Origin of the sequence: Vibrio sinaloensis (assembly GCF_000808535.1) — a bacterium.
GTDB lineage: Bacteria > Pseudomonadota > Gammaproteobacteria > Enterobacterales > Vibrionaceae > Vibrio > Vibrio sinaloensis_D.
In genome coordinates this window covers 1-24,249 of record NZ_JWLV01000024.1, presented here as the reverse complement: position 1 = coordinate 24,249, position 24,249 = coordinate 1, and the positions used below count along the sequence as shown (strand labels likewise).

Below are 24,249 nucleotides of genomic sequence, written 5' to 3'. Positions count from 1 at the left end.
CATCGCCAGGCTTTAATTTTATAAGAGAGCCCGTTTGCAAGAACGGGCTTTTTTAGTCCTACCGGGACATCTTGATGCTGATATAGCTCAGGTGGTAGAGCGCATCCTTGGTAAGGATGAGGTCCCCAGTTCGAGTCTGGGTATCAGCACCATTTACAGTTTGTTTTACGCTTTTACGAAGAGCCTAAAGCAAAACGTAAAGAATTTTACTTGGCAACCATAGCGATTTGGACCCACCTGATTCCATGCCGAACTCAGAAGTGAAACGAATTAGCGCCGATGGTAGTGTGGGGCTTCCCCATGTGAGAGTAGGACATTGCCAGGTTCTTATTTAGACTCAAGAGTCTAACCAATGCGGAGCGGTAGTTCAGTTGGTTAGAATACCGGCCTGTCACGCCGGGGGTCGCGGGTTCGAGTCCCGTCCGCTCCGCCACTTATTCAGAAAGCCTAGTCTTATGACTAGGCTTTTTTCATTTTAAAGCAAGGATATTTTCCCTTTTCAGGGAATGAGTCCCGGTTGCCCGCAACTCCAACCGTCCGCCACTTATTCCAGACCTCAGCAGCAATGCTGGGGTCTTTTTGTATCTGCGGTATTATTTGGTCTTCGATCAGTGAGTCCTGTTTGTATGCAGCCCATTAGCTCCGTCATTTATTCTAGATAAAGCCTTAACTGCAATGACAAAAAAGGCTGGTACTGAATACCAACCTTCTTAATGTTTTCTATATTGCTACTTTTTGTCGTTCAGGTTCCAGTCATACTCGTAGCTAAACTTTCCACTCAGCTTAGTCAGTTCAGGGCGATATTTGGCTAAGTGTTGAATCAATTCTTGTTCGTTACCAAAATCATCAGCGAACCAATCATAAATAGATGAAAGCTGAACGCGGCTACTCGTATACAAAACACCTTTATCGCTATTGATGAACTCCATTGCTGCTTTCTCTAACAGCTGCTCCGTGTTACCAGCAGTAAACGCTTGGGGCTGTAAGTTTGGACAACCTAGGCTGGCACAGTTCACTGCATAGTGAGTGCGAGGGTCATTCCAGATTGGGCGAAGGATGCGGTGCTCAATATCGTTGAGAGTGAGCTTTTTACCAGCGACGGTAACCACTTCATCACCCCATGGGCCAAAGCTGAAAAGCCCCCCCAGCTTCGTTATCGATTTTACGGGGTAGTCATTAAGAATCAGTTGGACAGTAATCGCATTGTATAGATTAACCCAGTAGGCGTACTGCTCATTCAACGAATATTCTCTAGGATCAATAGCCGCAAGTGCTGCTATATATTGATTCAATTTTTGCTTGTCTAGCGTAGAGACAGAGCCGTACTTAACTAAGGTGTACTGCCCCTCCTTTATTAAATACTTGTCTAAGAAAGTCTGCCATTTGGCATGAGAGATAGTTGCAGGATTACTTTGATCTGACTGCTGCCAAAAAGGCCACAATTCGGATTTAGGGGCGGAAAATACATGGAATGAAACCAATGTAAGAAATAGTGTGACAATACGTACCATTAGATGCGATCTCTTTATCGATGAGCTTTAGTTACTAGACCAAGGTTAGGGAGAGTTTGTTTCGTAAAAAACAAAAAAGGTTAGCCGAAGCCAACCTTTTGTTTCTATTTCCCAGTCTAGCTTATTTAAGGAAGCTCGGGATCTTTGCCTCAAACTCTGCGATCTTATCTTCGTGTTGCAGCGTGAGGCCGATGTTATCTAAGCCGTTTAGTAGACAGTGGCGACGGAACTCATCAATTTCAAATGAGTACTCTTTGCCATTTGCTCGAACCACATTCGCTTCTAGATCAACTTCAACTTGTGCGCCTTCATTTGCTTCAACAAATTGGAAGATTTCATCGACTTCTTGCTCAGTCAGACGAACAGGAACCATCTGGTTGTTGATTGAGTTGCCGTAGAAGATATCCGCAAAGCTCGGTGCGATCATCGCTTTTATACCGTAATCTGCCAATGCCCACGGGGCGTGTTCACGTGATGAACCACAGCCAAAGTTTTCGCGAGCCAGTAAAATTGAAGCGCCTTGGTAGCGAGGAGCATTCATTACAAAATCTGGGTTTGGTTGCTCACCAGCGTCATCTAGGAAACGCCAATCATGGAATAGATGCTTACCAAAACCTAGACGAGATACCTTTTGTAGGAACTGCTTAGGAATAATTGCATCGGTGTCAACGTTCGCTGCATCTAGAGGAACAACCAAGCCTGTGTGTTGTTTAAAACCTGACATTTGTTTGCTCCTTAATCCAATTCGCGAATATCAACAAAGTGACCAGCAATCGCTGCTGCTGCTGCCATAGCAGGGCTCACTAAGTGGGTACGACCGTCACGGCCTTGGCGACCTTCAAAGTTACGGTTTGAGGTAGACGCGCAACGCTCGTGTGGACCTAGGCGGTCATTGTTCATCGCTAGACACATAGAGCAACCTGGTAGGCGCCACTCAAAACCTGCATCTTTAAAGATCACATCTAAGCCTTCTGCTTCCGCTTGAGCCTTAACTTGCTCAGAGCCCGGAACGATAAGCGCTTGAACGTTATCAGCGACCTTGCGACCTTTGGCTACTTCCGCTGCCGCACGCATATCTTCGATACGAGAGTTTGTACACGAACCGACAAATACTTTATCGACTTTGTAGTCGGATAGCGCTTTGCCTGCTTCTAGGCCCATGTAAGCCAATGCTTTTTCTGCTGATGCTTTTTCGACAGGATCTGCGAAGCTTTCCGGTGCAGGAATTGGCTCATCGACCGCGATGACCTGACCTGGGTTAGTACCCCAGGTAACCTGAGGTTTGATGTCTGCTGCGTTTAGTGTTACGACAGCATCAAACTCAGCGTCATCGTCAGTTTTTAGTGATGACCAGTATTCAATCGCGGCTTCTAGATCTTTACCTTGAGGTGCGAACTTACGACCTTTGATGTATTCGAATGTCGTTTCGTCTGGCGCAATAAGACCAGCTTTAGCACCTAGCTCGATAGCCATGTTACATACTGTCATACGACCTTCCATCGTAAGGTCAGTAATCGCTTCACCACAGAACTCAACGACGTAGCCAGTTCCGCCCGCAGCGGTTGTTTCACCGATGATGGCAAGTACGATATCTTTTGCTGTGATGCCAGGAGCAACCTTACCTTTTACTTCAATCTTCATCGTTTTAGCACGAGCTTGCTTTAGCGTTTGGGTCGCTAGAACGTGCTCAACTTCTGAAGTACCGATACCAAATGCTAGCGAGCCGAATGCGCCGTGCGTTGCCGTGTGTGAGTCACCACAAACGATGGTCATGCCTGGTAGAGTGATACCTAGCTCTGGACCCATTACGTGCACAATACCTTGGTATTTGTGGTTAATATCGTAAAGGGTGACACCAAACTCTTCACAGTTTTTCGATAGCGTTTCCATTTGGATACGAGCCATCTCGCCTGATGCGTTGATGTCTTTGGTTTGAGTCGAAACGTTGTGGTCCATGGTTGCAAATGTTTTACTTACCTGGCGAACCTTACGGCCTTTTTCACGCAGACCGTCAAATGCCTGAGGTGACGTTACTTCGTGTACTAAGTGGCGGTCAATGTAAAGAATTGGGTTCTCACCCTCAGCTGCTACGGCGACGTGTGCGTCGTAGACTTTTTCGTATAATGTTTTACCCATTATCACAATCCTGTGTATGGCTCCTGACAACTGCATATCAGGAGCGAATTATTATTATCTGTCTGCGTAAATTAAGAGTTCAAGATGTACTCAGCGATCTTATCGCCCATCTCAGAAGTCGATAGCGCTGGCTTATCGCCCGATAGGTCACCCGTCAGTTCACCTGCTGATAGCGCTTTCGATACCGCGGTTTCAATATCTTGCGCTGCTGCTTCTTCACCTAGGCTGTAACGCAGCATGAGTGCAGCTGATAGAATTTGTGCCACAGGATTGGCAATGTTTTTACCAGCTATGTCTGGCGCACTGCCACCAGCTGGCTCGTAAAGACCGAACTTACTCTCGTTCAGTGATGCCGAAGGAAGCATGCCCATTGAGCCTGTGATCATGGCACACTCATCAGAGATGATATCGCCGAAGATGTTTGAACAAAGCATTACATCGAACTGTGCAGGATCTTTGATTAGCTGCATTGTCGCGTTATCGATGTACATGTGTGATAGCTCAACGTCTGGGTAGTCTTTCGCGATCTCTTCAACCACTTCACGCCACAGAATTGAGCTTTGCAGTACATTGGCTTTATCAATTGAGCATACTTTTTTGCGACGTAGACGAGCGGACTCAAAGGCAATCTTAGCGATACGCTCAATCTCGAAACGATGGTAAACCTCAGTGTCGAATGCTTTCTCGTTTGGACCTTCGCCTTCACGGCCTTTTGGTTGACCGAAATAGATACCACCAGTGAGTTCACGCACAACCACGATATCGAAGCCGTTGCCTGAAATGTCTGCACGAAGCGGTGAGAATGCTTCTAGGCCTTTATGGATTTGCGCTGGACGAAGGTTACAGAAAAGTTGGAAGTGCTTGCGAAGAGGCAATAGGGCACCACGCTCTGGTTGGTCGTTTGGAGGAAGATGTTCCCATTTAGGGCCGCCAACCGATCCAAATAGCACTGCATCTGACTCTTCACACGCTTTTACTGTGCTGTCTGGAAGTGGGCAACCGTGGTTGTCGATAGCAATACCACCTACGTCGTGCTCTTCGCGAGAAAATTGGATGCTGTGTTTTTTCTCAATCGCATCTAACACTTTATGCGCTTGAGCCATTACTTCTGGGCCAATACCATCGCCAGGTAAAACGGCGATTTTGTATGATTTGTCTGTCATGTTATTCCTTTAATTTTTGTTTCCCCCTAGGGACGACTCTCGTCCCTAGAGTCTCTTTTATACTGTTGCGATTTTGCTTTGTTTGATTTCTGCGATTTTGTCGGCGCGGTGAATGCTGTTAATAACATGCAGCAATGCTTGTCCAGAAGCTTCGACAATATCGGTAGATACGCCAGTGCCGTGGTATTTACGGCCTTTGTAGTTAGCGATGATGTCTGCCTGACCTAGGCCATCTTCGCCTTCCCCTTTCGCTGTTAAATCAAACTTGTCTAAGACAATATCATAACCCGTCACTCGATAGATACACTGGTAAAGCGCATCTACCGGACCATTACCCACAGCGGCTTCGGATTGCTCTTCATCACCGCATTGCAGCTTGATACTGGTTGTTGCCATTACGCTGCCTGATTGAACGCTTAGGTAGTTCAACTTGTAGAAATCATCTTCTTCACGCAAGTTCGAGAAGTGCATTAGCGCTTCTAAGTCGTAGTCAAACACTTGGCCTTTGCGATCAGCTAGCTTTAAGAAGTCAGCGTACAATGCGTCTAGGTTGTACTCGTCTTCTTTGTAGCCCATGGCATCCATATGACTTTTAACCGCGGCACGACCACTTCGACTGGTTAGGTTTAGGGCTTGATTCTTAAGACCTATCGACTCTGGCGTCATGATCTCGTAGGTATTCTTGTTCTTAAGCATGCCATCTTGGTGAATGCCGGAAGAGTGACTAAATGCATTTGCGCCGACAATCGCTTTGTTGCTTTGAATCGGCATATTACAAAGCTGGCTCACTAACTTACTGGTGCGGTGAATTTCATCATGTTTTAGACCGGTATGAACACCTAGCAGCTCTTGACGAGTTTTGATGATCATCGCTATTTCTTCTAGTGAACAGTTACCCGCACGTTCACCGATACCATTGATGGTTCCTTCAATTTGACGAGCGCCTGCTTGTACTGCGGCAATAGAGTTGGCTACCGACATGCCTAGATCGTCATGACAGTGAACAGAGATGATCGCCTTATCGATGTTTGGTACACGGTTGAATAAGGTTTGGATAATACCGCCAAACTCGTTGGGAACTGTGTAGCCCACGGTATCAGGGATGTTGATGGTGCGAGCGCCAGCATCGATGGCAGCTTCAACCATTCGACATAGGTTGTCGATCGGTGTGCGGCCTGCATCTTCACACGAAAACTCAACGTCATCAGTGTATTGGCGAGCGTGCTTGACGGCCTTTACGCCCATTTCAACGACATCATCGTAGCTGCGGCGTAACTTGTCTTGAACGTGGACTGTTGATGTAGAAATAAAAGTGTGGATGCGGAATTGGTCAGCGACTTTTAGCGCTTCTGCGGCTGCATCAATGTCTTTCGCAACGGCACGCGAAAGAGCACAAATACGGCTGTTTTTGACATTGCGAGCAATGGTTTGCACCGATTCGAAATCACCAGGTGAAGAGACAGGAAAACCCGCTTCAATAACATCAACGCCGAGCCTTTCTAGCGCATAGGCAATTTGCAGTTTTTCTTTAACCGTCAAGCTTGCTGACAACGCTTGTTCGCCATCACGTAATGTGGTGTCGAAAATAATGACTTGATCGTTCATGTTTGCTTCCTTAGTGATTCGGTGTGCATTGCACCAGTTAATCGTTTACTTCCGTTACTTAGCTGCAAAAACTAGGTATAAAAAAACCCGCATTTGAATGCGGGTTTTGTGTAATTCTGTGTGGTTGTTTTTCTTCCACAGCCTACCCGCGCGATTATGTCACGATAAGGAGGAGGCTCAGCAGGATAGAAAAACGGTTCATCATTGTTAACGATTCCTTTAAACGGGCGTTAAATAATCCACAAATTTAAGTTAACAAATTAGTACCGCACTCAAACCGTAACGTCAACCGTTAAAAGTGAAAATGGTCAATTTTTTTCCAAGCATAGAATTTGCCCATTGTTTTGCCAGATTCAATAACACCCTTAAATAGGTAGCGAACTGTCATCGTATTTCCGCGAAAGCTTCACGCATTTGTCACTGTGGCTCCGTACTGTGAGAGCAGTGATAAGAGAGGAGCTAGGTTATGCGTTCTATTGAGCCCATTGCCAAATTGGATTTGGCATTTTCACTTTTCTGCTTGCAACATCGATTTCGACTACCACTTTCTCGCCTGAGCAAAGCGGTTTCGCACACTGGCGATGGACATCTTTATATTGTACTTGGTCTGCTCGCATGGTGGTTAGGTGGTGATAAAGGGCAGCTGTTTTTGCTCGCGGGTCTATTGGCGTTTGCCATGGAGCTGCCGATTTATTGGGTGGCCAAGAATCTTTTTAAACGTCGCAGACCGCAAGAGTTATCGGAGCTTGTGACCTCATTTATTACTCCTTCTGATCGTTACAGTTTGCCCTCTGGTCATACAGCTGCCGCGTTTCTCATGGCCAGTTTAATTAGTTACTGTTTCCCGCCGCTGGGGCTGTTTGCGCTCGTTTGGGCAGGCTGTATTGGCGCATCAAGAATCTTATTGGGCGTTCATTTTCTGACTGATGTGGTCTTGGGTTCGATACTCGGGCTTGTCTGTGCGCAATTCGCGATTGCTTTGTTGGTGTAGGTGAATAATGAAGATACTTTATGGTGTACAAGGAACGGGGAACGGACATATCGCGCGGGCAAGGGCCATGTGTCATGCTCTCAAGCAACGTGGCATCGATGTCGACTTCCTATTCTCTGGGCGTAAAAAAGATAAGTTTTTTTCGATGGAGGAGTTCGGGGATTATCGAGTTGCACGCGGGCTAACCTTTGTGACTCACAACGGCAAGGTGAGTTATGTTAGAACGGCACTAAAGAACAGTGCGTTGGCTTTTTGCCGAGAAGTCGAACAGCTTGATCTGTCTAACTACGATTTAGTTTTGAATGACTTCGAACCCGTGTCGGCTTGGGCTGCAAAAAGACAAAATAAAACAGTGATTAGCATCAGTCACCAGAATGCGTTTCGTCACTCAGTACCATTAAAGGGAGCCAGTTGGCTCGATAAAACGATCATTGAACACTTTGCCCCAGCCACCCATCACATTGGTTTGCATTGGTATCATTTTGAACAACCCATTCTACCACCCATTGTTCATACTCAATCGGTGCCTGTTAGCTGCGAGGAGTATGTCCTCGTATACCTGCCTTTTGAGAGTTTGAGTGATATTTCTGATCTACTGCTGCGCTTTTCTATCCAGACCTTCATTTGTTATCACCCAGAAGTACTCGAGGCAGAGCAGCTGGAGAACATCCAACTTCTGCCCCTTAGCTTAACGGGGTTCCAGCGCCACTTGCATCGCTGCTCTGGCGTTATGGCGAATGGCGGTTTTGAGTTGCCTTCAGAGGCGCTTACCTTAGGTAAGAAACTGTTGTTGAAGCCGCTGATTGGTCAGTTTGAGCAGCTAAGCAATGTGGCGACACTGGAAGATTTAGGCATGGCGACCTGCATGGAAAATCTCGATGCTTCAACGGTTCGCCAGTGGTTGGATGAAGATCCGGCAGAGAGTGTTAACTACCCAGATGTAGCGGCGGCGATTGTCGACTGGATATTGAAGGGAGAGTGGGACAACCAGACGGAGTTGACGTCAAATCTATGGGACCAAGTTGATTTTCCCAGTTATGTCACCAATGTGTAACTCTCGTCAAAATTGGCAAAAACAGCATCTATCTATTGATGCTGTTTTTGTATTTAACCCTCAAACTATTACCGCTGTTTATAGGAGCTTTTCCTTGTTTAGCATGTCGTGAAAAAACATTAACGGAAGATAAAACACTCTAAACGTGGCTTGATTTTTTTTTATTCTTTTCTCAAGTTATTGTTTTGTATTAATAATATTAAAGCTTAAGTAAAAAATACTGATTAATTATCAATCTTGTTGCTAGTCCTTAATTGATTCGTTGATAGTAGTAATTCGTTAGAACCCATCTAACAAGTAAATATAACAAAGTGCAGGTTATCTATTCCTAACTGCTACTGACTTCTAGAACCATTTACACTGACGAATTTAAGAGGCTTGACCCATGTTTGATAAAAAAGAGTCTATGAGTGCTATTGCTAGCTACCGCATGGAAAGTACGCTGCGTGGAGTAGATTTAAACCTTCTCACTGTTTTTGACGCGGTAATGCAAGAGCAAAACATTACTCGCGCTGCTCACAATCTTGGCATGTCACAACCGGCTGTAAGTAATGCCGTTGCGAGATTGAAAGTGATGTTCAATGACGAGCTGTTTATGCGCCAAGGTCGAGGCATTCAACCAACGCAACGCGCTCGCCAATTGTTCGGTCCAGTGCGTCAAGCATTACAGTTGATTCGCAACGAACTGCCAAGCTCAATTTTTTCACCAGAAACTTCAACTCGTCTATTTAAGCTGGCGATTTGCAGCCCTTGTGACATGCGTTTTGCACCGAAGATTATGTCGACGATTCACGATCAAGCGCCAAACGTACAGCTTCATCTTGATGCTGAGTTTGACCGTCACCTCGCTGAGCGCATGCGCTACCAAGAAATAGACTTCGTGATCGATTATGCACGTTTTGATGATCAAGGTTTCTCTAGCACTGAGATTTTCCAAGATGAACTAGTGGTTGTTGCTGCTAAATCTCACCCACGCATTCAAGCTGAGGTAACGGCTGAGGAGTTGCGTGTCGAGCGTCATGCCAAACTGTCTCGTGTTCACGGTCAACGCAGCTTCTCTGAGCAAGCCTACCGCGAAATGGATGTGCAAGCGTATTACGAGGGCACCAGCTTGAGCAATGTACTGTATGTGGTTGGTCAATCTGAGCTAGTGACTATCGCACCACGTTGGATGGTAGAGAACGCGGCAAACAAAGAGCAGCTGCAAATCCTCGATTTCCCATTTGAAAATGCGAAGATCAGTGGTTTCTTGAGTTGGCATGAGTCTAGCGAAAAAGACAAAGGTCATATCTGGTTACGTGACCAGTTGATGATGATTTGTGGTGAAGTCGTCGCACTCGACTAGTAAATCGCCACAAAGCCTTATAAAACCTTGGGTGACCAAAAGTCATTCAAGGTTTTTTACTATTTAATTGATAACTTTGATACGTGTCAGTTGCCTTTTATAACGCGAAATGTACACTTGTGCGCTCAAAAAGCTTACAGGTGTAAGCTAAAGGTAAGAAAGATGGCCAACTTAGATTTTCATATCGTAAAACGAATTCGTGAACAGATTGCCAAAGGCGGTGATCGTATTGCTCTTAAACATAAAGTGGGCAATATGTGGAACGGCATCAGCTGGAAGCAGTTTGGTCAGCAAGTGGATGAACTTTCACTGGCATTATTGGCTCAAGGCTTTCAAGTCCAGGATAAGATAGGGATCTTCTCTAACAATATGCCTCAATGGACGATTGCTGACTTTGCTGCGTTGCAACTGCGCGGAGTCACGGTGCCAATCTACCCCACCAACACAGCTGCGCAGTCCGCTTATATTCTACAAAATGCCGATGTGAAAGTGCTGTTTGTCGGTGAGCAGCCACAATTTGATGCCGCGGTCTCTATATTCGAAGAGTGCGAACAGCTAGAACTGATCGTTGCAATGTCAGAGAGCATCGATATCGGCGAGCATGAGTTTGCGTTGCACTGGAAACAGTTCATTGCCAAAGGTGACAAGCAAGAGAGTCATGAGCTCGATCAGCGTTTGTCCGATGCTAACTTTGATGATCTCCTGACTCTTATCTACACCTCTGGTACCACGGGGCAGCCGAAAGGGGTGATGTTAGATTACGCGAATATTGGTGCTCAGTTGGAAGGCCACGATCAACGCTTGAGTCTAACCGAAGACGATGTGTCACTCTGTTTCTTGCCGCTTTCCCATGTATTTGAGCGTGCTTGGACCTTCTACGTACTTTATAAAGGCGCGACCAACTGCTACCTGCAGGACACGATGCAAGTGCGTGATGCGCTGAGTGAAGTACGTCCTACAGTCATGAGTGCGGTACCACGTTTCTACGAGAAAATCTTCTCTGCTATCCATGAGAAAGTGGCTAAAGCGCCGTTCATCCGTAAAGTGATGTTTACCTGGGCTGTGAACATGGGCGCGAAGATGGCTGTTTGTCACCAAGAAGGACGCAAACCGTCACTCGCACTTAAAAAAGCCTATAAGCTTGCGGACAAGTTGGTGTTGTCTAAGCTGCGAGCTCTGCTTGGTGGTCGTATCAACTTTATGCCATGTGGTGGCGCAAAATTGGATGAGACCATTGGTCGCTTCTTCCATGCGATCGGGATTAACGTCAAGCTCGGCTACGGCATGACGGAAACTACAGCCACAATTTCTTGCTGGGACGATCAGTGTTTTAACCCTGACTCAATTGGTATGGCGATGCCAGGTGCGCAAGTTAAGATCGGAGAGAACAACGAAATCTTAGTTCGTGGTCCGATGGTGATGCGCGGGTACTACAAAATGCCAGAAGAGACCGCGAAAACGTTCGATGAGCATGGTTTCCTCAAAACCGGCGATGCGGGGCATATCGATGAGAATGGTAACTTGTTTATTACCGATCGCATCAAAGAGCTGATGAAAACCTCGAACGGCAAATACATTGCACCGCAAATGGTTGAAGGAACGATTGGTAAAGACCACTTTATCGAGCAAATTGCCGTTATTGCGGATACGCGCAAATTTGTGTCGGCTCTGATCGTGCCATGTTTTGATTCTTTGGAAGAGTACGCGAAAGAGCTCAATATTAAGTACCATGACCGTGTTGAGTTGATTAAGCATCACCAAATCGTTGAAATGTTAGAGCAGCGCGTTAACGACTTACAGAAAGAGTTAGCTAAGTTTGAGCAGGTGAAAAAGTTTAAACTGCTGCCTAAAGCGTTCTCGATGGATGACGGTGAACTGACTCCGACCCAAAAACTGCGTCGTAAAGTGATTAACGACAAGTATCAAGACGAAATCGAAGAAATGTACACCGATAAAACGGATAACAAGTAAATTTCTGAAAGTTAATTTTTTGATTGTTTAAAAATCCCCCAAAAGCATTAGACCGCTATTGGGGGATTTTTGTTTGTGTTGAACTCAACAACAAATCGTCATTCTTGAACTGGGGATTTGGTTGTCTTGCAATATTTTGCTCTGAAATTTTGTTGTAATTATTTATTTAGTGCCAGTTAGTGAGTCGTATATGGCGTTAGTGCCTTATCAATCTCCAAAAAATAGCATCTTGTTTAAATTGAGAGCAATATCGCATTAGACCCGTTGCTAATAAAACGTTACATTTGTTGCGTTACCTTGTTCATTGTTATTGATGAGCAGGACATAGCCGAAAAAGTGGAAGTATTTCGAATTAGGCTACGAATAAGCCCTAGACTATGTAAAACCAGACCAATCCGTTGACCTTATTGATTGGAAAACTGGTTAAGGAGAAAAATATGGCAGCAATGTTGTCCGGTGCAGAGATGGTAGTGCAATCTCTGATCGAAGAAGGTGTAGAGCAAATTTTCGGTTACCCTGGCGGTTCCGTTCTTGATATCTACGATGCGCTTCATGCGAAAGACGACCAAATCAAACATGTTCTGGTTCGTCATGAACAAGCCGCTACGCACATGGCCGATGGTTATGCGCGCGCAACAGGCAATCCGGGTGTTGTCCTTGTCTGTTCCGGTCCTGGTGCTACCAATACTATTACAGGTATTGCGACCGCCTACATGGACTCCATCCCAATGATCGTTATTTCAGGTAACGTACCGAATAATCTTATCGGTAACGATGCGTTCCAAGAGTGCGACATCGTCGGTGTTTCTCGTCCTGTCGTTAAGCACAGCTTTTTAGTCAAAAAAGCCGAAGACATCCCTGAAACAGTTAAAAAAGCCTTCTACATTGCAACAACGGGTCGCCCTGGCCCTGTGGTCATTGATTTGCCAAAAGACGTCATGAATCCACAAATCAAGTTGCCATACGAATACCCAGAAAGCATCTCTATGCGTTCGTACAAGCCAACGACCACTGGTCACAAAGGCCAGATCAAGAAAGGTTTAAAAGCGCTACTCGAAGCAAAAAAACCAGTACTTTATGTCGGTGGTGGTGCGGTGATCTCAGAAGCAGATGCCCACTTACTGAAGTTAGCCGAAGCTCTCAACTTACCCGTTGTGAGTACCTTGATGGGATTAGGGGCGTTTCCGGGGACGCACAAGAACTCGTTAGGAATGCTGGGTATGCATGGTGCCTATGAGGCAAACATGGCGATGCATAACGCCGATCTTATTTTTGGTGTTGGAGTACGTTTTGATGATCGTACGACCAACAACTTAGAAAAATACTGCCCGAACGCAAAGGTTATGCATATTGATATCGATCCTTCCTCGATCTCAAAGAACGTTAAAGCGGATCTCCCTATTGTTGGTTCAGCAGAAAAAGTGCTTGAGAGCATGGTCAAGCTGATGGAAGAGCAAGGCGCGGTCAATGACGCAGATGCACTGCAAAGCTGGTGGAGTGATATCGAACTTTGGCGAGAGCGTAAGAGTTTGGCGTATGAAACATCACCAGAGCGCATCAAACCACAACAGGTAATTGAGACGCTACACAAACTGACCAATGGTGACGCGTATGTTGCTTCTGATGTTGGTCAGCACCAAATGTTCGCAGCCCTTTACTATCCGTTTAACAAACCACGCCGTTGGATCAACTCTGGCGGCTTAGGCACTATGGGGTTTGGTCTTCCTGCCGGCATGGGCGTGAAGTTTGCCAAACCAGATGAAGAAGTGGTGGTGGTTACCGGCGATGGCAGTATCCAAATGAACATTCAGGAACTATCGACCGCAATGCAGTACGATATTCCAGTTAAAATCATCAACTTGAACAACCGTTTCCTTGGTATGGTGAAACAATGGCAAGATATTATCTACCAAGGTCGTCACTCTAACTCTTACATGAGTTCAGTTCCGGATTTCGCCGCGATCGCAGAAGCGTACGGTCATGTGGGTATTCGTATTGAAACCCCAGATCAGCTTGAAGAAGGCTTGCAGAAAGCGCTCGATATGAAAGATCGTTTGGTGTTTGTTGATATCAATGTCGATGAAACGGAGCATGTATACCCGATGCAAATTAAAGGTGAGGGTATGGATAAGATGTGGCTAAGCAAAACGGAGAGAACATAATATGAGACACATTATTTCGCTTTTAATGGAAAACCAACCTGGTGCACTGTCTCGCGTTGTTGGCTTGTTCTCTCAACGTGGATACAACATCGAATCTCTGACCGTATCGCCAACGGATGATGAAACACTGTCGCGCCTAAATATCACGACCATTTCTGATGAAATGAAGCTTGAGCAGATTCAAAAACAGCTAAACAAGCTGATCGATGTGCTTAAAGTTCAAGAAGTGTCTGAGTTAGAGCACATTGAGCGTGAACTGATGATGGTGAAGGTGAAAGCGAGTGGTTTTGCCCGTGCTGAAGTAAAACGTACTGCTGATATCTTTCGTGGCCAGATCGTTGATGTGACTTCTTCTCAGTATACGGTTCAGCTTGCCGGAACGAGTGAAAAGCTTGATGCGTTTATCCAAGCGATTTCTGAAGTGACGGAAGTCATCGAAGTGGCACGAAGTGGTGTGGTTGGGATTGCTCGTGGTGAACGAGCTTTGAAAGCCTAACGTTCTGAACAAAATAAAAAAACCACCGATATCCGGTGGTTTTTTTGTCTATACGCTGAGTTATTAGTGAAGGATTCGAGCGCGAATAGTCCCTTCGATGTTTTTCAGTTTCGCCAGTGCTTCTTCTGAACGACCTGCTTCTACATCGATCACAACGTAACCAATATCCGCTGCGGTTTGTAGATACTGACCTGCAATGTTAATCCCTTCTTCCGCGAAGATGGTGTTAATTTGAGTCAAGATACCTGGGCGGTTCTTGTGAATGTGCAATAGACGAGAACAGTCGCGGTGTTCAGGCAGTGATACTTCAGGGAAGTTAACGCTAGATAGCGTAGAGCCATTATCTGAGTACTTCGCTAGCTTGCCAGCCACTTCAACACCGATGTTCTCTTGTGCTTCTTGCGTTGAACCACCAACGTGAGGCGTTAGGATGACATTGTCAAACTTCTGCAGTGGCGATTCAAATGGGTCAGCGTTGGTTTTAGGTTCTACAGGGAATACATCGATAGCCGCGCCTGATAGATGACCCGCTTCCAATGAATGACACAGAGCTTCGATATCTACTACAGTGCCGCGCGCCGCATTAATAAAGATAGAGCCCGGTTTCATGCGTGCAAACTCTTCTGCACCCATCATGTTTTTCGTTTCAGGCGTTTCTGGAACATGCAGTGAGATAACATCACACTTATTCAGCAATTCACTCATGGTATGGACTTGCGTAGCATTACCTAGCGAGAGCTTGTTCTCGATGTCGTAGAAATAAACGCGCATGCCCAAGTTTTCAGCAATAATACCGAGCTGAGTACCGATATGACCGTAGCCAATAATACCCAAGCGTTTACCGCGTGCTTCGTTCGAGTTGTCTGCGCTCTTCTTCCAAATACCGCGGTGGGCAAGGGCGTTTTTCTCGGGGATACCGCGCAGTAGTAACAGAATTTGGCCAAGCACGAGCTCAGCAACACTACGAGTATTAGAAAACGGTGCGTTGAACACTGGAATACCGCGCTCTGCTGCCGCCGCTAAATCTACTTGGTTGGTACCGATACAGAAACAGCCAATCGCGACCAGTTTTTCCGCCGCATTGATCACTTCTTGAGAAAGATTTGTACGGGAGCGAATACCAATGAAATGCGCGTCTTTAACCGCTTCAAGCAGTTCTTCTTCTGGAAGTGAACCTTTGTGATATTCAATGTTTGAGTATCCCGCAGCTTGCAAAACTTCTACCGAAGATGGGTGTAGACCTTCTAGAAGTAGGATCTTTATTTTTTCTTTTTCCAGTGAAACTTTGGCCATTATCTTCATCCTTAAAATGGGAAATCGGGGCTTAACTGGCGCACATTGTCATTGATAACGTTTTCTAGACACTTTAATGTGACGCAAACGTTTTCCTTGTGCGTCTTCTGCTCACTAAGTTAACAAAAAAAATACAGCTTGGGTAAGAAAATTACGGAATAAGGCATAATTTTTATAGAGAGAAATGAAAAAACGGCACCGAACGGTACCGTTTGTAAGGAAATAACGAACAGAAAGAGAGTTACTCTTCGATTTTTGCACCTTGTTGGGTGCCTGTAATGACAACATCAGCACCACGGTGAGCAAAAAGCCCAACCGTTACCACACCTGGAAGTGCATTGATCTTGTCTTCAAGTTCTTTAGGGTTAGTGATTTGCATACCGTACACATCCAAAATCACATTGCCGTTGTCAGTGATACAGCCTTCACGATAAGCAGGGTCGCCACCCAATTTTACGAGTTCACGAGCAACGTACGAGCGAGCCATCGGGATGACTTCAACTGGCAGTGGGAATTCACCTAGCACATCCACGGCTTTAGTGTCATCAACAATACAGATGAACTTGTCTGAGATTGCCGCCACGATTTTTTCGCGTGTTAGGGCTGCACCGCCGCCTTTAATCATTTCGCGGTTTGCGTTGATTTCGTCAGCACCGTCTACGTAAATATCCAGACCTGCCACTTCGTTACAATCGAAAACTTCGATTTCCAGCTCTTTAAGACGCTGGGTAGAGGCTTCTGAGCTAGACACTGCACCTTTGATCTCTTCTTTGATCGTACCTAGAGCGTCGATGAAGTGATTGACCGTTGAGCCAGTACCCACACCTACAATGCTGCCTTTTTCGACATATTTTAGTGCGGCCCAACCTGCTTCTTTTTTCATTTCATCTTGAGTCATGCTCATCTCCTAAGTGAGGTTTATTAACGGTGAATTGCGGCGCGATTATATCTTCAATTGCGCGTCATTCCCAATCCCAGATCTGGCTTGGTGTCACTATTTTGGGTAGAGGCACATCCCAACTTTCAACTGGTAGCTGTTCCACTTGTTGACAATCGTGAGCAAGGCCGATGGGCTTAGGGCCTGTTTTTGACTTAAACCAAGGCTCCAAGGTGCGATCGTAGTAACCACCGCCCATGCCTAATCGGTGACCAGTATTGTCGAACGCCACCAAGGGGGTACAGATAAGATCCAATTGAGCGGCGGGAAGAATGCGCGTTTGATCGAGTTTGGGCTCGGCGATGGCGTAGCGGTTCAACACCATGGGGGTAGAGGCATCATAATGAAGAAACAGCAGGTGGCCTTTCGAAAAAGGATGAATAACCGGCAAATAGGTTCTCTTGCCTTGGCTCCATAGCCACTCAATTAATGGCGAGGTCTCGATTTCTCCGTCTGCACTGAGATACAGAGCAATATGTTGAGCGCGTTTTACTTCTGGGATTGTTGAGAACTGGGTGACGAGGTCAAGCCCTGCGATATGTTGAACGTCGCTGCTCAGTTGGTTACGTTTGGTGCGAATGTGTTGGCGAAAATCTTGGCGAGAAAGTGTCATCAAATATACCCCTATTTGAGGTATCGAGGAGGATACCCCAGAGTGCCGTTGGAGATGTTTGACCCATGAACCAGCTGGTTCAGGGCGGATCAGCAATGGCTACCGTAGGCTTCTCGGTACATGCCGAGCTTGCTCAATAGCAACCAAGTACTAACCCTTTGGCATTGCTTATCGGCTCAGGGACGTAATCCCCTAACGCACACTCCAGGGTAAATTTTTATTTTGGCGGTAAAGGCTATTGCTGTCCTGGCTTTACTTTACTTAATGCATCACCGAGTGATGCGCTGAGCAGTTCCATACGCTCAGTGAGAGCATTTTGTTGCTCTGCTTTAACACTATCACGGCTTTCCAGCTCATGACAGATGTTCAACGCGACAAAGGTCAGCAATTGCACTTCATTAGTAATTTTAGTCTTTGCCGCCATATCTTTCAGGTTTTCATCAAGACGTTTCGCCGCTTTAATTAACGACTCTTCTTGACCTGAAGGACAATTTACACGGGTTAATCGACCTAAAATTTCTACTTCAACTGCTTGATTACTCATATCAACTCTGCACGCTACTTGGGGTGACTCTGCAGTTTGTCACCGAGGGGGAAACTATAGGAAAAGCCTTGTTAAGATTCAAGCTTTTCGCAAGCAACTCGAAGTAATAACACAGTAATTGGACAAATTGTGTAAAAGCTATCCACAATTGCAGAATCGTTCGTTTTCGCTCGCATTGGTAAGTGGTACGATTACGCTTATTTGCAAAATTTTAGGTCTCTTCATGAGTGATAGCAATCTTCCAGATTATTTGACATTGGCTAGTGAGCTGCAATCTTCAGGTATCGCGGTCAATCCTGCCGAATTGCATGGTTTGTTAACCGGAATGCTAAGTGGCGGTTTGAGCTTGACCGATAAAAGTTGGCAACCGCTTGTGTTCGATTACACCAACGATGGTATGGGGTGGCCAATGCACGTACTGAAGTTGGCGGAATCGACTTTAGATGCGACGACTCAAGAGTTGACGGGCTCAGGCATGGATTTAGAGCTGTTGCTACCAGACGAAGATGCGAGTGCCAGTTTGTTTGATATCGCTGATGGCCTTGCTGAGTGGGTGAACCATTTTATCTCGGGGCTAGGTCTTGTCGGGGCTGAGATCAAAAAAGCGCCCGCGGACATTAAAGAAGCATTAGCCGATCTCGAAGAAATTTCGAAACTAGGTATCGATGAAGATGATGACATGGAAGAGCAAGCTCAATTGCTTGAACAAGTTATCGAGCATGTCAAAGCGTGTGTGCTTACCATTCATGCAGAGTTTGGCCAAAAGCCAAGTGAGAACAAGGCACCAACGATTCACTAAGTAGGTATGGGCATGAAGCAGTTTGATGTAGTCATTGCTGGTGGGGCGATGGCGGGTATGACGCTCGCTCTTGCAATGAATAAGCTATCGCCACAGCCACTCTCTATTGCCGTTGTTGAGCCATTTCAAGTTGATCATTCATCGCACCCAGGGTTTGACTCGCGCTCGATTGCTTTGTCGCGCGGAACGGTTAGCATCCTCCAGCAACTTGGCTTGTGGGATGACATTAAACCCGTCGCAACGGCGATCGAGCATATCCATGTCTCTGACCGCACGCATGCAGGTATGACTGAGATTGACGCGCGAGATTACGGCATCGAGAGCCTTGGTTATGTGGTGGAGCTCGCCGATGTTGGGCGACTCTATCACCAGAAAGCCCTGCAAAATGATCATATTGAACTGTTTTGTCCCGCGGCAGTGGCGAGTGTACACAGAGAAATTGACAGTGTTCATCTCTCTCTTGATAGCGGAGAGCAGCTCAGTGCCAAACTATTGGTCGCGGCAGATGGTGCTTTGTCGACATGCTGCGAACAGATTGGCTTGGCATTGACGGAGCATGATTTCGAACAAGTTGCCGTTATTGCTAATGTATCGACGGAGCAAGCTCACCAAGGTCGAGCATATGAACGATTCACAGAAAGTGGCCCCGTAGCGTTGTTGCCAATGAGCGAAGGGCGAATGTCTTTGGTTTGGTGCCTACGTCCAGATAGCGCAGAGCGTGTAATGACGTTGGACGATTCCGCTTTCTTGGACGAGCTGCAAAGTGCGTTCGGTTGGCGTTTAGGTCGATTGGAACGGGTGGGGCAGCGAGCGAGTTATCCATTGTTGCTGCGATATCGCCAGCAGAACGTCTCTCATCGGTTTGCGGTCGTCGGCAACGCGGCTCAAACTCTTCACCCTATTGCTGGTCAAGGGTTTAACTTAGGTATTCGCGATGTTGCCAGCTTGGCAGAAGAGATTGCCAACGCTTATCAAGACCCGGGTTGCTACCAAGTGCTCAGTCGTTTCAAACAGCGTCGGGCTGATGATAGAGAGGCGACCATCTCTCTTACCTCATCGCTTGTACACCTGTTCTCCAATGATTATTTGACGTTGCGTATAGGCCGTAACTTAGGCTTGGCTGCTATGGATAACTTACCTCCATTGAAAGCCCCGCTGTTGTCGAGAACATTAGGTTTAGTCGCGAGATAACTATTTCGTATAAGGATTTGAAGTACATGATGCAGAGTGTAGATATTGCCATCGTTGGTGGTGGCATGGTTGGGCTTGCACTGGCCGCCGCATTTAAAGAGACCGAGCTACGCGTTGCGGTTATCGAAAGTCGTGAGCCTGATGAGCTGCTCGCAGACTTGCCGGATGTGAGAGTCTCCGCGCTAAGCCGCTCTAGTGAGAACATATTGCGTAATCTTGGTGCTTGGCCTGGTATTCTTTCGCGTCGTTACTCGCCCTATTCGGCAATGGAAGTCTGGGAACAAGACAGTTTTGCTCGTATCGAGTTTGATGCGCAAAAACTTGCTCAACCAGACCTTGGCCACATTGTGGAGAACCGTGTTATTCAGTTAGCGTTACTTGAACAGGTTAAGCAGTTGCCTAACGTGAGCCTATTTATGCCTAGTAAGTGCAGCACTATGGCAATTGGAGAGAGTGAAGCTTGGCTTACCCTTGATAATGGTCAAGCACTGACCGCGAAGCTGGTTGTCGGAGCTGACGGGGCGAACTCGTGGGTGCGCAAGCAACAAGATATTCCCCTAACTCACTGGGATTACGGGCACAGTGCGATTGTGGCAAATGTCTGGACCGCAGAGGCGCACGAGCGAGTTGCTCGTCAAACATTCACACCACAAGGTCCACTGGCTTTCTTACCGATGGGTGAAAGCAACATGAGCTCAATTGTGTGGTCGACGGAACCAAATCGCGCGGAAAAACTGATTGCACTTTCTGATTCAGAATTTAATAAAGCACTGACGGCCGAGTTTGATGCTCGCTTAGGGCTGTGTGAAGTGGTCGGTGAGCGTTTTGCCTTCCCTCTCAAGATGCGTTATGCGCGGGATTTTGTGGTAGAACGAGTAGCGCTTGTTGGCGATGCTGCACATACGATTCACCCTTTAGCTGGCCAGGGTGTAAACCTTGGAATGCTTGATGCGGCTAGCCTTGCTCAAGAAGTGATTTCATTGTGGCAGAAAGGTGAAGATATAGGGTCAAAGCGCAATTTGCGAGGGTACGAGCGCTGGAGAAAGGCTGAAGCGGCGAAAATGATCGCTGCGATGCAAGGTTTTAAAGACCTGTTCTCTGGAGGCAATCCGGCGAAAAAACTGGTGCGCGGCATTGGTATGACATTGGTGAGCCAGTTACCGGGAGCAAAAGATGAAATCATGAAACGAGCGCTGGGTCTTAAAGGAGAGTTACCGATACTTGCAAGGCGAAGTACAAGTTCAGTGAGCTAAAACAGCAAAGGGTTGGCAATCGCCAACCCTTCTTAATTCTATCGTGTGAAATTTTAAGCGTAGGCACAGCGAAGTTTCATGATCTCTTCGTTCACTTCTTTAACCGCTTTAAAGTGCCTTTTTTCGGCCTTTTCTGGAGGTAAGAGTTTGCCGTTATCAAACTCAAATTTTCCTACGCCGTATATGTAAATTCTTCCCTTAAACAGCCGACTTACGTGTTTAGCAATCATACCTGGTGTATAGCGCTTAAACAGTCTCATAAATAAATCCTTATGTTTAGCAAGCACTGCAAATTATACGAATTTCCCCCTTATAAATATGTGATAGTGGTGGAGGAATATGCAGTTTTAATGGGTAAATTGGATATTTGTGCTGGTGTAAGCAAAAATTCGGATAGATATCCAATTTAGTGTGATTGTTACCTCAATTATCTTCTGTTATCTGAACTCTTATCTGACTTCAGTTAGCGCACATTAAGCCAGAACAATATGACAGAAATAAGAATAGTTGAAGTTTTTAAGGATGTGCTAATTTATTGTAAAAATTTTATAAAAAAAAGCCCGCTCATTGCGGGCGAATAGTCACAGATGCATTACACAAAAAGTGGATGTCCTGAAACAATCAGTGGATTCACTTTTTTCGTTGGTGAAGGATGACGAAAAGGGTCGATAGGACCTCTACGCCTTATCGTCTCTAGGTTAGATGACATTCTTACCTAAACTTTAACCAACAGGATAAGCATAATCTAAAATACATCTTGTGACTATATATGCTTATTAAATGAATAATAATTTAACTGTCATGGTCATTTAATTGCGGATTGAGTCACTTTTTTATTGCAATTAGATGTATAGGATGGGAGAAAGTTGCAATCTTTATCGACAAATGTCAGCGAAAATCGGCTGGCACAAGCGTATGAGATCGTCACGCTTTAGAGCAATACCTGCCATATTTGAACCGCTACTGATCGTCACTTCATCTTCAAGGCTTATTCGATGATCAAAAATGATCGACATGGGTGTTGTCAGAAGGAGCGGGGTGACAGTGCCGATTTCATAGCCGGTCAGTTCAGGGACGCTTTTCAGATCGACGCATGTCATCCTGCGACAGTTTAAGATCGCGCGCACTTTTTTGGGATCTACGGATTGATCTCCAGGGGCGCAAGCGAGTGCGTAGAGATCGCCCATATCCCGTAGTAAGATCGACTTAACCATCTGACTCGGGCGCACACCGCGTTGCCGCGCTGCATCTTCGATAGTGGTCGCTGGAGTTCGGTGAGGCAGCAAGCGAAAATGCACTTGCTGCTCAGTTAAATAGCGTGTGACCTTGGTATCGAGATAATTATTCATCATCTAGCGAGTAAGGTAACGGGGCGATGGTCCAAATCTGATCCGGTTGGGATTTTAGACGTAATTTGGTGTCGGCTTCTAGGTTGTTTGGTAACACAATCAATCCGGACGCTGTGCCATCATTGAACTGATAAGTTGTCATGAGGGTGCCTGCACTGCGCCAGTTCTCTCCAACAGCTCGTTCGAGTTCTGCACCTTCTTCAATTGCGGATGCCGTTGTCCCTTTGACGATGAACATGGCGCGTTTATTCATACCGCGGTATTTCGCGCGAGCAACCGTCTCTTGACCGGTATAACAGCCTTTGGTGAAGCTGATTCCGCCAATGGCTTGTAGGTTAAGAGCTTGAGGAATATGTTCATTTTGCTGATCGTTTGATACGAAAGGCAAAGCGGCTTCAATTTCATAATAGGTCCACAGTGACTCTTCAACTCGTTGAGCAGAGCAGTTAGCGAGCAGTGACTCCACGCTTGCGTCGCTAACGATAAGCAACCAACGCTGCGGCCCTACTTTAACTGCGGTTCCGCCATCAATAGGACGCACATTGCCTGTCTCATTTGAAAGCGAATCTATCCAAGATGTGACCTGTTCTCCCATCACGCCAAAGAGAACATCATCGCTTTGTGCGATATTAACTTTGGAAAAAATGGCGTATTTCTTCAGCTCGGTTAGTTCGACATCGATGGCGGACTTTGGCTGAACCATCGCATAGCCGCCATTGTGGTGAAACAGTCGGAATACGCTCCACACTTTACCTTTTGCGTCGCAGTGTGCGCCAAAGGTTGATTGAGTTTGTTCGAGAGTAACCACATCACAGGTGACTTGCCCTTGAAGGTAGGACTTTTTGTCATCGCCGATCATGCTGATCGCTCCCCATGAGGTTAAGTGGGTAAGAGCAAATTCTGGCAATTCATCCGAAGAGGAGAGTGAGAAAGGTGCAAACGTATTTTGCCAATCCATGTTAGTTACCTGCTGTAAATTCAGTGCCACTATGTTAAAGCCTAATGCCCTGATGAAACAACCTTTACCCGAGTGTGCCCATTTCGTTTCGGATTCATTTTAGAGCAGAGAAAGACAGCTTTAGACAGGATATTTCTCTGGCGTATTCGGGAGTGTGACTGAGTTGGTAGTTGTCTATGGGTTTGCTTGATAAACTCGGGCTACAACAACCGAAAAGGTGAGGAAATAGAATGTACACCGCGGAAGAAAAAGCGCGCATTAAGTGGGGCTGTCGTCGAGGTATGCTAGAGCTCGATGTGGTAATCATGCCTTTTTTTGAAGAATGTTTTGAGTCGTTGAGTGAAAATGAGCAGCGTGACTTTGTTTCTCTGCTAGAGTGCGACGACCCGGATTTATTTACTTGGATTATGGGACACGGGCGCAGCGAGAATTTAGGTCATGCTTCGATGGTAGATAAGATTGTCGCGCATAACCTCAGCAAAGTCCGCTAGAGTTTATATAGCAGAATCCCAGCGTTCATCTCAGGCCAATATTGCTCTTGCGGTATTGGCCTCTCTCATTGTTATCTTCTCCGAAATACCTCTTTTTATTGCAGTAATCTTCATAGTTTTGTTGATAAGTATTTGCCGAAAGCACACCTTGCTTATTCCCCCGATGAAAGGAGAGCTGTACGTAGACTCTTCAGGTCATATTCAATATCAGGGCGAATCAGTGACGATTCGTAAAGTCATTTTCACCCTAGACGAGTGGTGCGTTTGGTTTTGGTTTCAGGATGGGCGACGAGTGCTGTTATGGCGAGATAGCTTGGACGAGGGGGCGTATCGACACTTGCTGGTGGTATTAAAAAAGGAGCACTAAGCTCTAATGCCGTTCACTTA

The 24,249-nt window shown here is 46.1% G+C and carries 23 protein-coding genes, 2 tRNA genes, 1 rRNA gene and 1 other RNA gene; 14 read left to right on the top strand and 13 right to left on the bottom strand.

All coding sequences use genetic code 11. The features are described 5' to 3' along the window. Positions 1–76 precede the first annotated feature (76 nt). The 3 genes from RJ47_RS14230 (at position 77) to RJ47_RS14220 (ending at position 433) form a co-directional block, all read left to right on the top strand. Positions 77–152: transfer RNA gene (locus RJ47_RS14230), tRNA-Thr, on the top strand. Between the two features lie 57 nt (positions 153–209). Then, positions 210–325 (top strand): 5S ribosomal RNA (gene rrf, locus RJ47_RS14225). Between the two features lie 31 nt (positions 326–356). Then, positions 357–433 (top strand) — tRNA-Asp (locus RJ47_RS14220). Between the two features lie 295 nt (positions 434–728). Here the strand turns inward: RJ47_RS14220 and RJ47_RS14215 are convergent. The 5 genes from RJ47_RS14215 to leuA all read right to left on the bottom strand — a co-directional run bounded on the left by RJ47_RS14215 (position 729) and on the right by leuA (position 6,415). Beyond that, entirely contained in the window at positions 729–1,511 is a 783-nt protein-coding gene (locus RJ47_RS14215; protein ID WP_039484562.1) for a DUF547 domain-containing protein, read from the bottom strand. Positions 1,512–1,632: 121 nt separating this feature from the next. Next, positions 1,633–2,235 carry a 3-isopropylmalate dehydratase small subunit gene (gene leuD, locus RJ47_RS14210; RefSeq protein WP_038191002.1) on the bottom strand — a complete coding sequence of 201 codons (603 nt, stop codon included), beginning with the start codon at positions 2,233–2,235 and terminating at the stop codon, positions 1,633–1,635. Positions 2,236–2,246: 11 nt separating this feature from the next. Then, positions 2,247–3,647 carry a 3-isopropylmalate dehydratase large subunit gene (gene leuC, locus RJ47_RS14205; RefSeq protein ID WP_039478688.1) on the bottom strand — a complete coding sequence of 467 codons (1,401 nt, stop codon included), beginning with the start codon at positions 3,645–3,647 and terminating at the stop codon, positions 2,247–2,249. 71 nt (positions 3,648–3,718) lie between these two features. Continuing rightward, positions 3,719–4,810 carry a 3-isopropylmalate dehydrogenase gene (leuB, locus tag RJ47_RS14200; RefSeq protein WP_005475536.1) on the bottom strand — a complete coding sequence of 364 codons (1,092 nt, stop codon included), beginning with the start codon at positions 4,808–4,810 and terminating at the stop codon, positions 3,719–3,721. A gap of 57 nt (positions 4,811–4,867) precedes the next feature. Then, a complete protein-coding gene (gene leuA, locus RJ47_RS14195) occupies positions 4,868–6,415 on the bottom strand; it encodes a 2-isopropylmalate synthase (RefSeq protein WP_005475499.1) in 1,548 nt (515 codons plus the stop codon). A 466-nt stretch (positions 6,416–6,881) separates the two neighbouring features. On the opposite strand from leuA, the gene RJ47_RS14190 reads away from it, so the two are divergent. The 6 genes from RJ47_RS14190 to ilvN all read left to right on the top strand — a co-directional run bounded on the left by RJ47_RS14190 (position 6,882) and on the right by ilvN (position 14,434). After that, positions 6,882–7,406 (top strand): phosphatase PAP2 family protein, encoded by a 525-nt coding sequence (locus RJ47_RS14190; RefSeq protein ID WP_005475523.1) that lies wholly within the window; start codon positions 6,882–6,884, stop codon positions 7,404–7,406. Positions 7,407–7,413: 7 nt separating this feature from the next. After that, positions 7,414–8,460 carry an MJ1255/VC2487 family glycosyltransferase gene (locus RJ47_RS14185; protein ID WP_039484559.1) on the top strand — a complete coding sequence of 349 codons (1,047 nt, stop codon included), beginning with the start codon at positions 7,414–7,416 and terminating at the stop codon, positions 8,458–8,460. 385 nt (positions 8,461–8,845) lie between these two features. Continuing rightward, positions 8,846–9,805, top strand: coding sequence for a transcriptional regulator LeuO (gene leuO / locus RJ47_RS14180; RefSeq protein WP_038140793.1), 960 nt, complete (start codon positions 8,846–8,848; stop codon positions 9,803–9,805). Between the two features lie 162 nt (positions 9,806–9,967). Beyond that, on the top strand, positions 9,968–11,776 hold the full coding sequence (locus RJ47_RS14175; RefSeq protein WP_038190993.1) for an AMP-dependent synthetase/ligase: 1,809 nt from the start codon (positions 9,968–9,970) through the stop codon (positions 11,774–11,776). Positions 11,777–12,213: 437 nt separating this feature from the next. Beyond that, positions 12,214–13,938: an acetolactate synthase 3 large subunit gene (locus tag RJ47_RS14170; RefSeq protein WP_038217840.1), complete on the top strand. Its 1,725-nt coding sequence runs from the start codon at positions 12,214–12,216 to the stop codon at positions 13,936–13,938. Between the two features lies 1 nt (position 13,939). Next, entirely contained in the window at positions 13,940–14,434 is a 495-nt protein-coding gene (gene ilvN, locus RJ47_RS14165) for an acetolactate synthase small subunit (RefSeq protein WP_038140789.1), read from the top strand. A 63-nt stretch (positions 14,435–14,497) separates the two neighbouring features. Here the strand turns inward: ilvN and serA are convergent, their stop codons facing one another. The 5 genes from serA to RJ47_RS14145 all read right to left on the bottom strand — a co-directional run bounded on the left by serA (position 14,498) and on the right by RJ47_RS14145 (position 17,821). After that, on the bottom strand, positions 14,498–15,727 hold the full coding sequence (gene serA, locus RJ47_RS14160) for a phosphoglycerate dehydrogenase (RefSeq protein ID WP_038217843.1): 1,230 nt from the start codon (positions 15,725–15,727) through the stop codon (positions 14,498–14,500). Positions 15,728–15,968: 241 nt separating this feature from the next. Further along, a complete protein-coding gene (gene rpiA, locus RJ47_RS14155; RefSeq protein ID WP_038140785.1) occupies positions 15,969–16,625 on the bottom strand; it encodes a ribose-5-phosphate isomerase RpiA in 657 nt (218 codons plus the stop codon). 64 nt (positions 16,626–16,689) lie between these two features. Beyond that, complete coding sequence (locus tag RJ47_RS14150) at positions 16,690–17,277, bottom strand: 5-formyltetrahydrofolate cyclo-ligase (RefSeq protein WP_038140783.1); 588 nt, start codon at positions 17,275–17,277, stop codon at positions 16,690–16,692. Positions 17,278–17,307: 30 nt separating this feature from the next. Continuing rightward, positions 17,308–17,491: non-coding RNA, 6S RNA (gene ssrS / locus RJ47_RS20890), on the bottom strand. A 21-nt stretch (positions 17,492–17,512) separates the two neighbouring features. Next, the gene (locus RJ47_RS14145; protein ID WP_038140782.1) at positions 17,513–17,821 is read right to left on the bottom strand and encodes a cell division protein ZapA; all 309 of its coding nucleotides are present in this window, start codon (positions 17,819–17,821) and stop codon (positions 17,513–17,515) included. Between the two features lie 223 nt (positions 17,822–18,044). Here RJ47_RS14145 and RJ47_RS14140 point away from each other — a divergent pair, with 223 nt between their 5' ends. The 3 genes from RJ47_RS14140 to RJ47_RS14130 are packed head-to-tail and all read left to right on the top strand — an operon-like array spanning position 18,045 to position 21,064. After that, complete coding sequence (locus RJ47_RS14140) at positions 18,045–18,620, top strand: YecA family protein (protein WP_039484554.1); 576 nt, start codon at positions 18,045–18,047, stop codon at positions 18,618–18,620. A 12-nt stretch (positions 18,621–18,632) separates the two neighbouring features. After that, positions 18,633–19,811 carry a 2-octaprenyl-6-methoxyphenyl hydroxylase gene (gene ubiH / locus RJ47_RS14135; protein WP_039484550.1) on the top strand — a complete coding sequence of 393 codons (1,179 nt, stop codon included), beginning with the start codon at positions 18,633–18,635 and terminating at the stop codon, positions 19,809–19,811. Between the two features lie 26 nt (positions 19,812–19,837). Then, positions 19,838–21,064 carry an FAD-dependent 2-octaprenylphenol hydroxylase gene (locus tag RJ47_RS14130; protein ID WP_039484547.1) on the top strand — a complete coding sequence of 409 codons (1,227 nt, stop codon included), beginning with the start codon at positions 19,838–19,840 and terminating at the stop codon, positions 21,062–21,064. 53 nt (positions 21,065–21,117) lie between these two features. Here the strand turns inward: RJ47_RS14130 and RJ47_RS14125 are convergent, their stop codons facing one another. From RJ47_RS14125 to ygfZ, 3 genes are all read right to left on the bottom strand, one after another. Further along, positions 21,118–21,324 carry a DUF1107 domain-containing protein gene (locus RJ47_RS14125; RefSeq protein ID WP_005472913.1) on the bottom strand — a complete coding sequence of 69 codons (207 nt, stop codon included), beginning with the start codon at positions 21,322–21,324 and terminating at the stop codon, positions 21,118–21,120. 615 nt (positions 21,325–21,939) lie between these two features. After that, positions 21,940–22,413, bottom strand: a complete 474-nt coding sequence (locus RJ47_RS14120; protein ID WP_039484564.1) for an aminoacyl-tRNA deacylase — start codon at positions 22,411–22,413, stop codon at positions 21,940–21,942. Then, positions 22,406–23,371 (bottom strand): tRNA-modifying protein YgfZ, encoded by a 966-nt coding sequence (ygfZ, locus tag RJ47_RS14115; RefSeq protein WP_039484543.1) that lies wholly within the window; start codon positions 23,369–23,371, stop codon positions 22,406–22,408. Before ygfZ ends, RJ47_RS14120 begins: the two co-directional genes overlap by 8 nt. 230 nt (positions 23,372–23,601) lie before the next feature. Here ygfZ and RJ47_RS14110 point away from each other — a divergent pair, with 230 nt between their 5' ends. Together RJ47_RS14110 and RJ47_RS21645 are read left to right on the top strand one after the other, a co-directional pair. Further along, positions 23,602–23,862, top strand: coding sequence for a succinate dehydrogenase assembly factor 2 (locus RJ47_RS14110; RefSeq protein WP_005472867.1), 261 nt, complete (start codon positions 23,602–23,604; stop codon positions 23,860–23,862). Next, positions 23,831–24,229 (top strand): protein YgfX, encoded by a 399-nt coding sequence (locus RJ47_RS21645; RefSeq protein WP_419831543.1) that lies wholly within the window; start codon positions 23,831–23,833, stop codon positions 24,227–24,229. The genes RJ47_RS14110 and RJ47_RS21645 overlap by 32 nt, the downstream gene beginning before the upstream one ends. Positions 24,230–24,249: the final 20 nt, after the last annotated feature.

Bases quoted from the DNA above. Each gene is read 5' to 3' on its own strand.
- RJ47_RS14215 (WP_039484562.1), bottom strand. From the start codon at position 1,511: ATGGTACGTATTGTCACACTATTTCTTACATTGGTTTCATTCCATGTA.
- leuD (WP_038191002.1), bottom strand. From the start codon at position 2,235: ATGTCAGGTTTTAAACAACACACAGGCTTGGTTGTTCCTCTAGATGCA.
- leuC (WP_039478688.1), bottom strand. From the start codon at position 3,647: ATGGGTAAAACATTATACGAAAAAGTCTACGACGCACACGTCGCCGTA.
- leuB (WP_005475536.1), bottom strand. From the start codon at position 4,810: ATGACAGACAAATCATACAAAATCGCCGTTTTACCTGGCGATGGTATT.
- leuA (WP_005475499.1), bottom strand. From the start codon at position 6,415: ATGAACGATCAAGTCATTATTTTCGACACCACATTACGTGATGGCGAA.
- RJ47_RS14190 (WP_005475523.1), top strand. From the start codon at position 6,882: ATGCGTTCTATTGAGCCCATTGCCAAATTGGATTTGGCATTTTCACTT.
- RJ47_RS14185 (WP_039484559.1), top strand. From the start codon at position 7,414: ATGAAGATACTTTATGGTGTACAAGGAACGGGGAACGGACATATCGCG.
- leuO (WP_038140793.1), top strand. From the start codon at position 8,846: ATGTTTGATAAAAAAGAGTCTATGAGTGCTATTGCTAGCTACCGCATG.
- RJ47_RS14175 (WP_038190993.1), top strand. From the start codon at position 9,968: ATGGCCAACTTAGATTTTCATATCGTAAAACGAATTCGTGAACAGATT.
- RJ47_RS14170 (WP_038217840.1), top strand. From the start codon at position 12,214: ATGGCAGCAATGTTGTCCGGTGCAGAGATGGTAGTGCAATCTCTGATC.
- ilvN (WP_038140789.1), top strand. From the start codon at position 13,940: ATGAGACACATTATTTCGCTTTTAATGGAAAACCAACCTGGTGCACTG.
- serA (WP_038217843.1), bottom strand. From the start codon at position 15,727: ATGGCCAAAGTTTCACTGGAAAAAGAAAAAATAAAGATCCTACTTCTA.
- rpiA (WP_038140785.1), bottom strand. From the start codon at position 16,625: ATGACTCAAGATGAAATGAAAAAAGAAGCAGGTTGGGCCGCACTAAAA.
- RJ47_RS14150 (WP_038140783.1), bottom strand. From the start codon at position 17,277: ATGACACTTTCTCGCCAAGATTTTCGCCAACACATTCGCACCAAACGT.
- RJ47_RS14145 (WP_038140782.1), bottom strand. From the start codon at position 17,821: ATGAGTAATCAAGCAGTTGAAGTAGAAATTTTAGGTCGATTAACCCGT.
- RJ47_RS14140 (WP_039484554.1), top strand. From the start codon at position 18,045: ATGAGTGATAGCAATCTTCCAGATTATTTGACATTGGCTAGTGAGCTG.
- ubiH (WP_039484550.1), top strand. From the start codon at position 18,633: ATGAAGCAGTTTGATGTAGTCATTGCTGGTGGGGCGATGGCGGGTATG.
- RJ47_RS14130 (WP_039484547.1), top strand. From the start codon at position 19,838: ATGATGCAGAGTGTAGATATTGCCATCGTTGGTGGTGGCATGGTTGGG.
- RJ47_RS14125 (WP_005472913.1), bottom strand. From the start codon at position 21,324: ATGAGACTGTTTAAGCGCTATACACCAGGTATGATTGCTAAACACGTA.
- RJ47_RS14120 (WP_039484564.1), bottom strand. From the start codon at position 22,413: ATGAATAATTATCTCGATACCAAGGTCACACGCTATTTAACTGAGCAG.
- ygfZ (WP_039484543.1), bottom strand. From the start codon at position 23,371: ATGGATTGGCAAAATACGTTTGCACCTTTCTCACTCTCCTCTTCGGAT.
- RJ47_RS14110 (WP_005472867.1), top strand. From the start codon at position 23,602: ATGTACACCGCGGAAGAAAAAGCGCGCATTAAGTGGGGCTGTCGTCGA.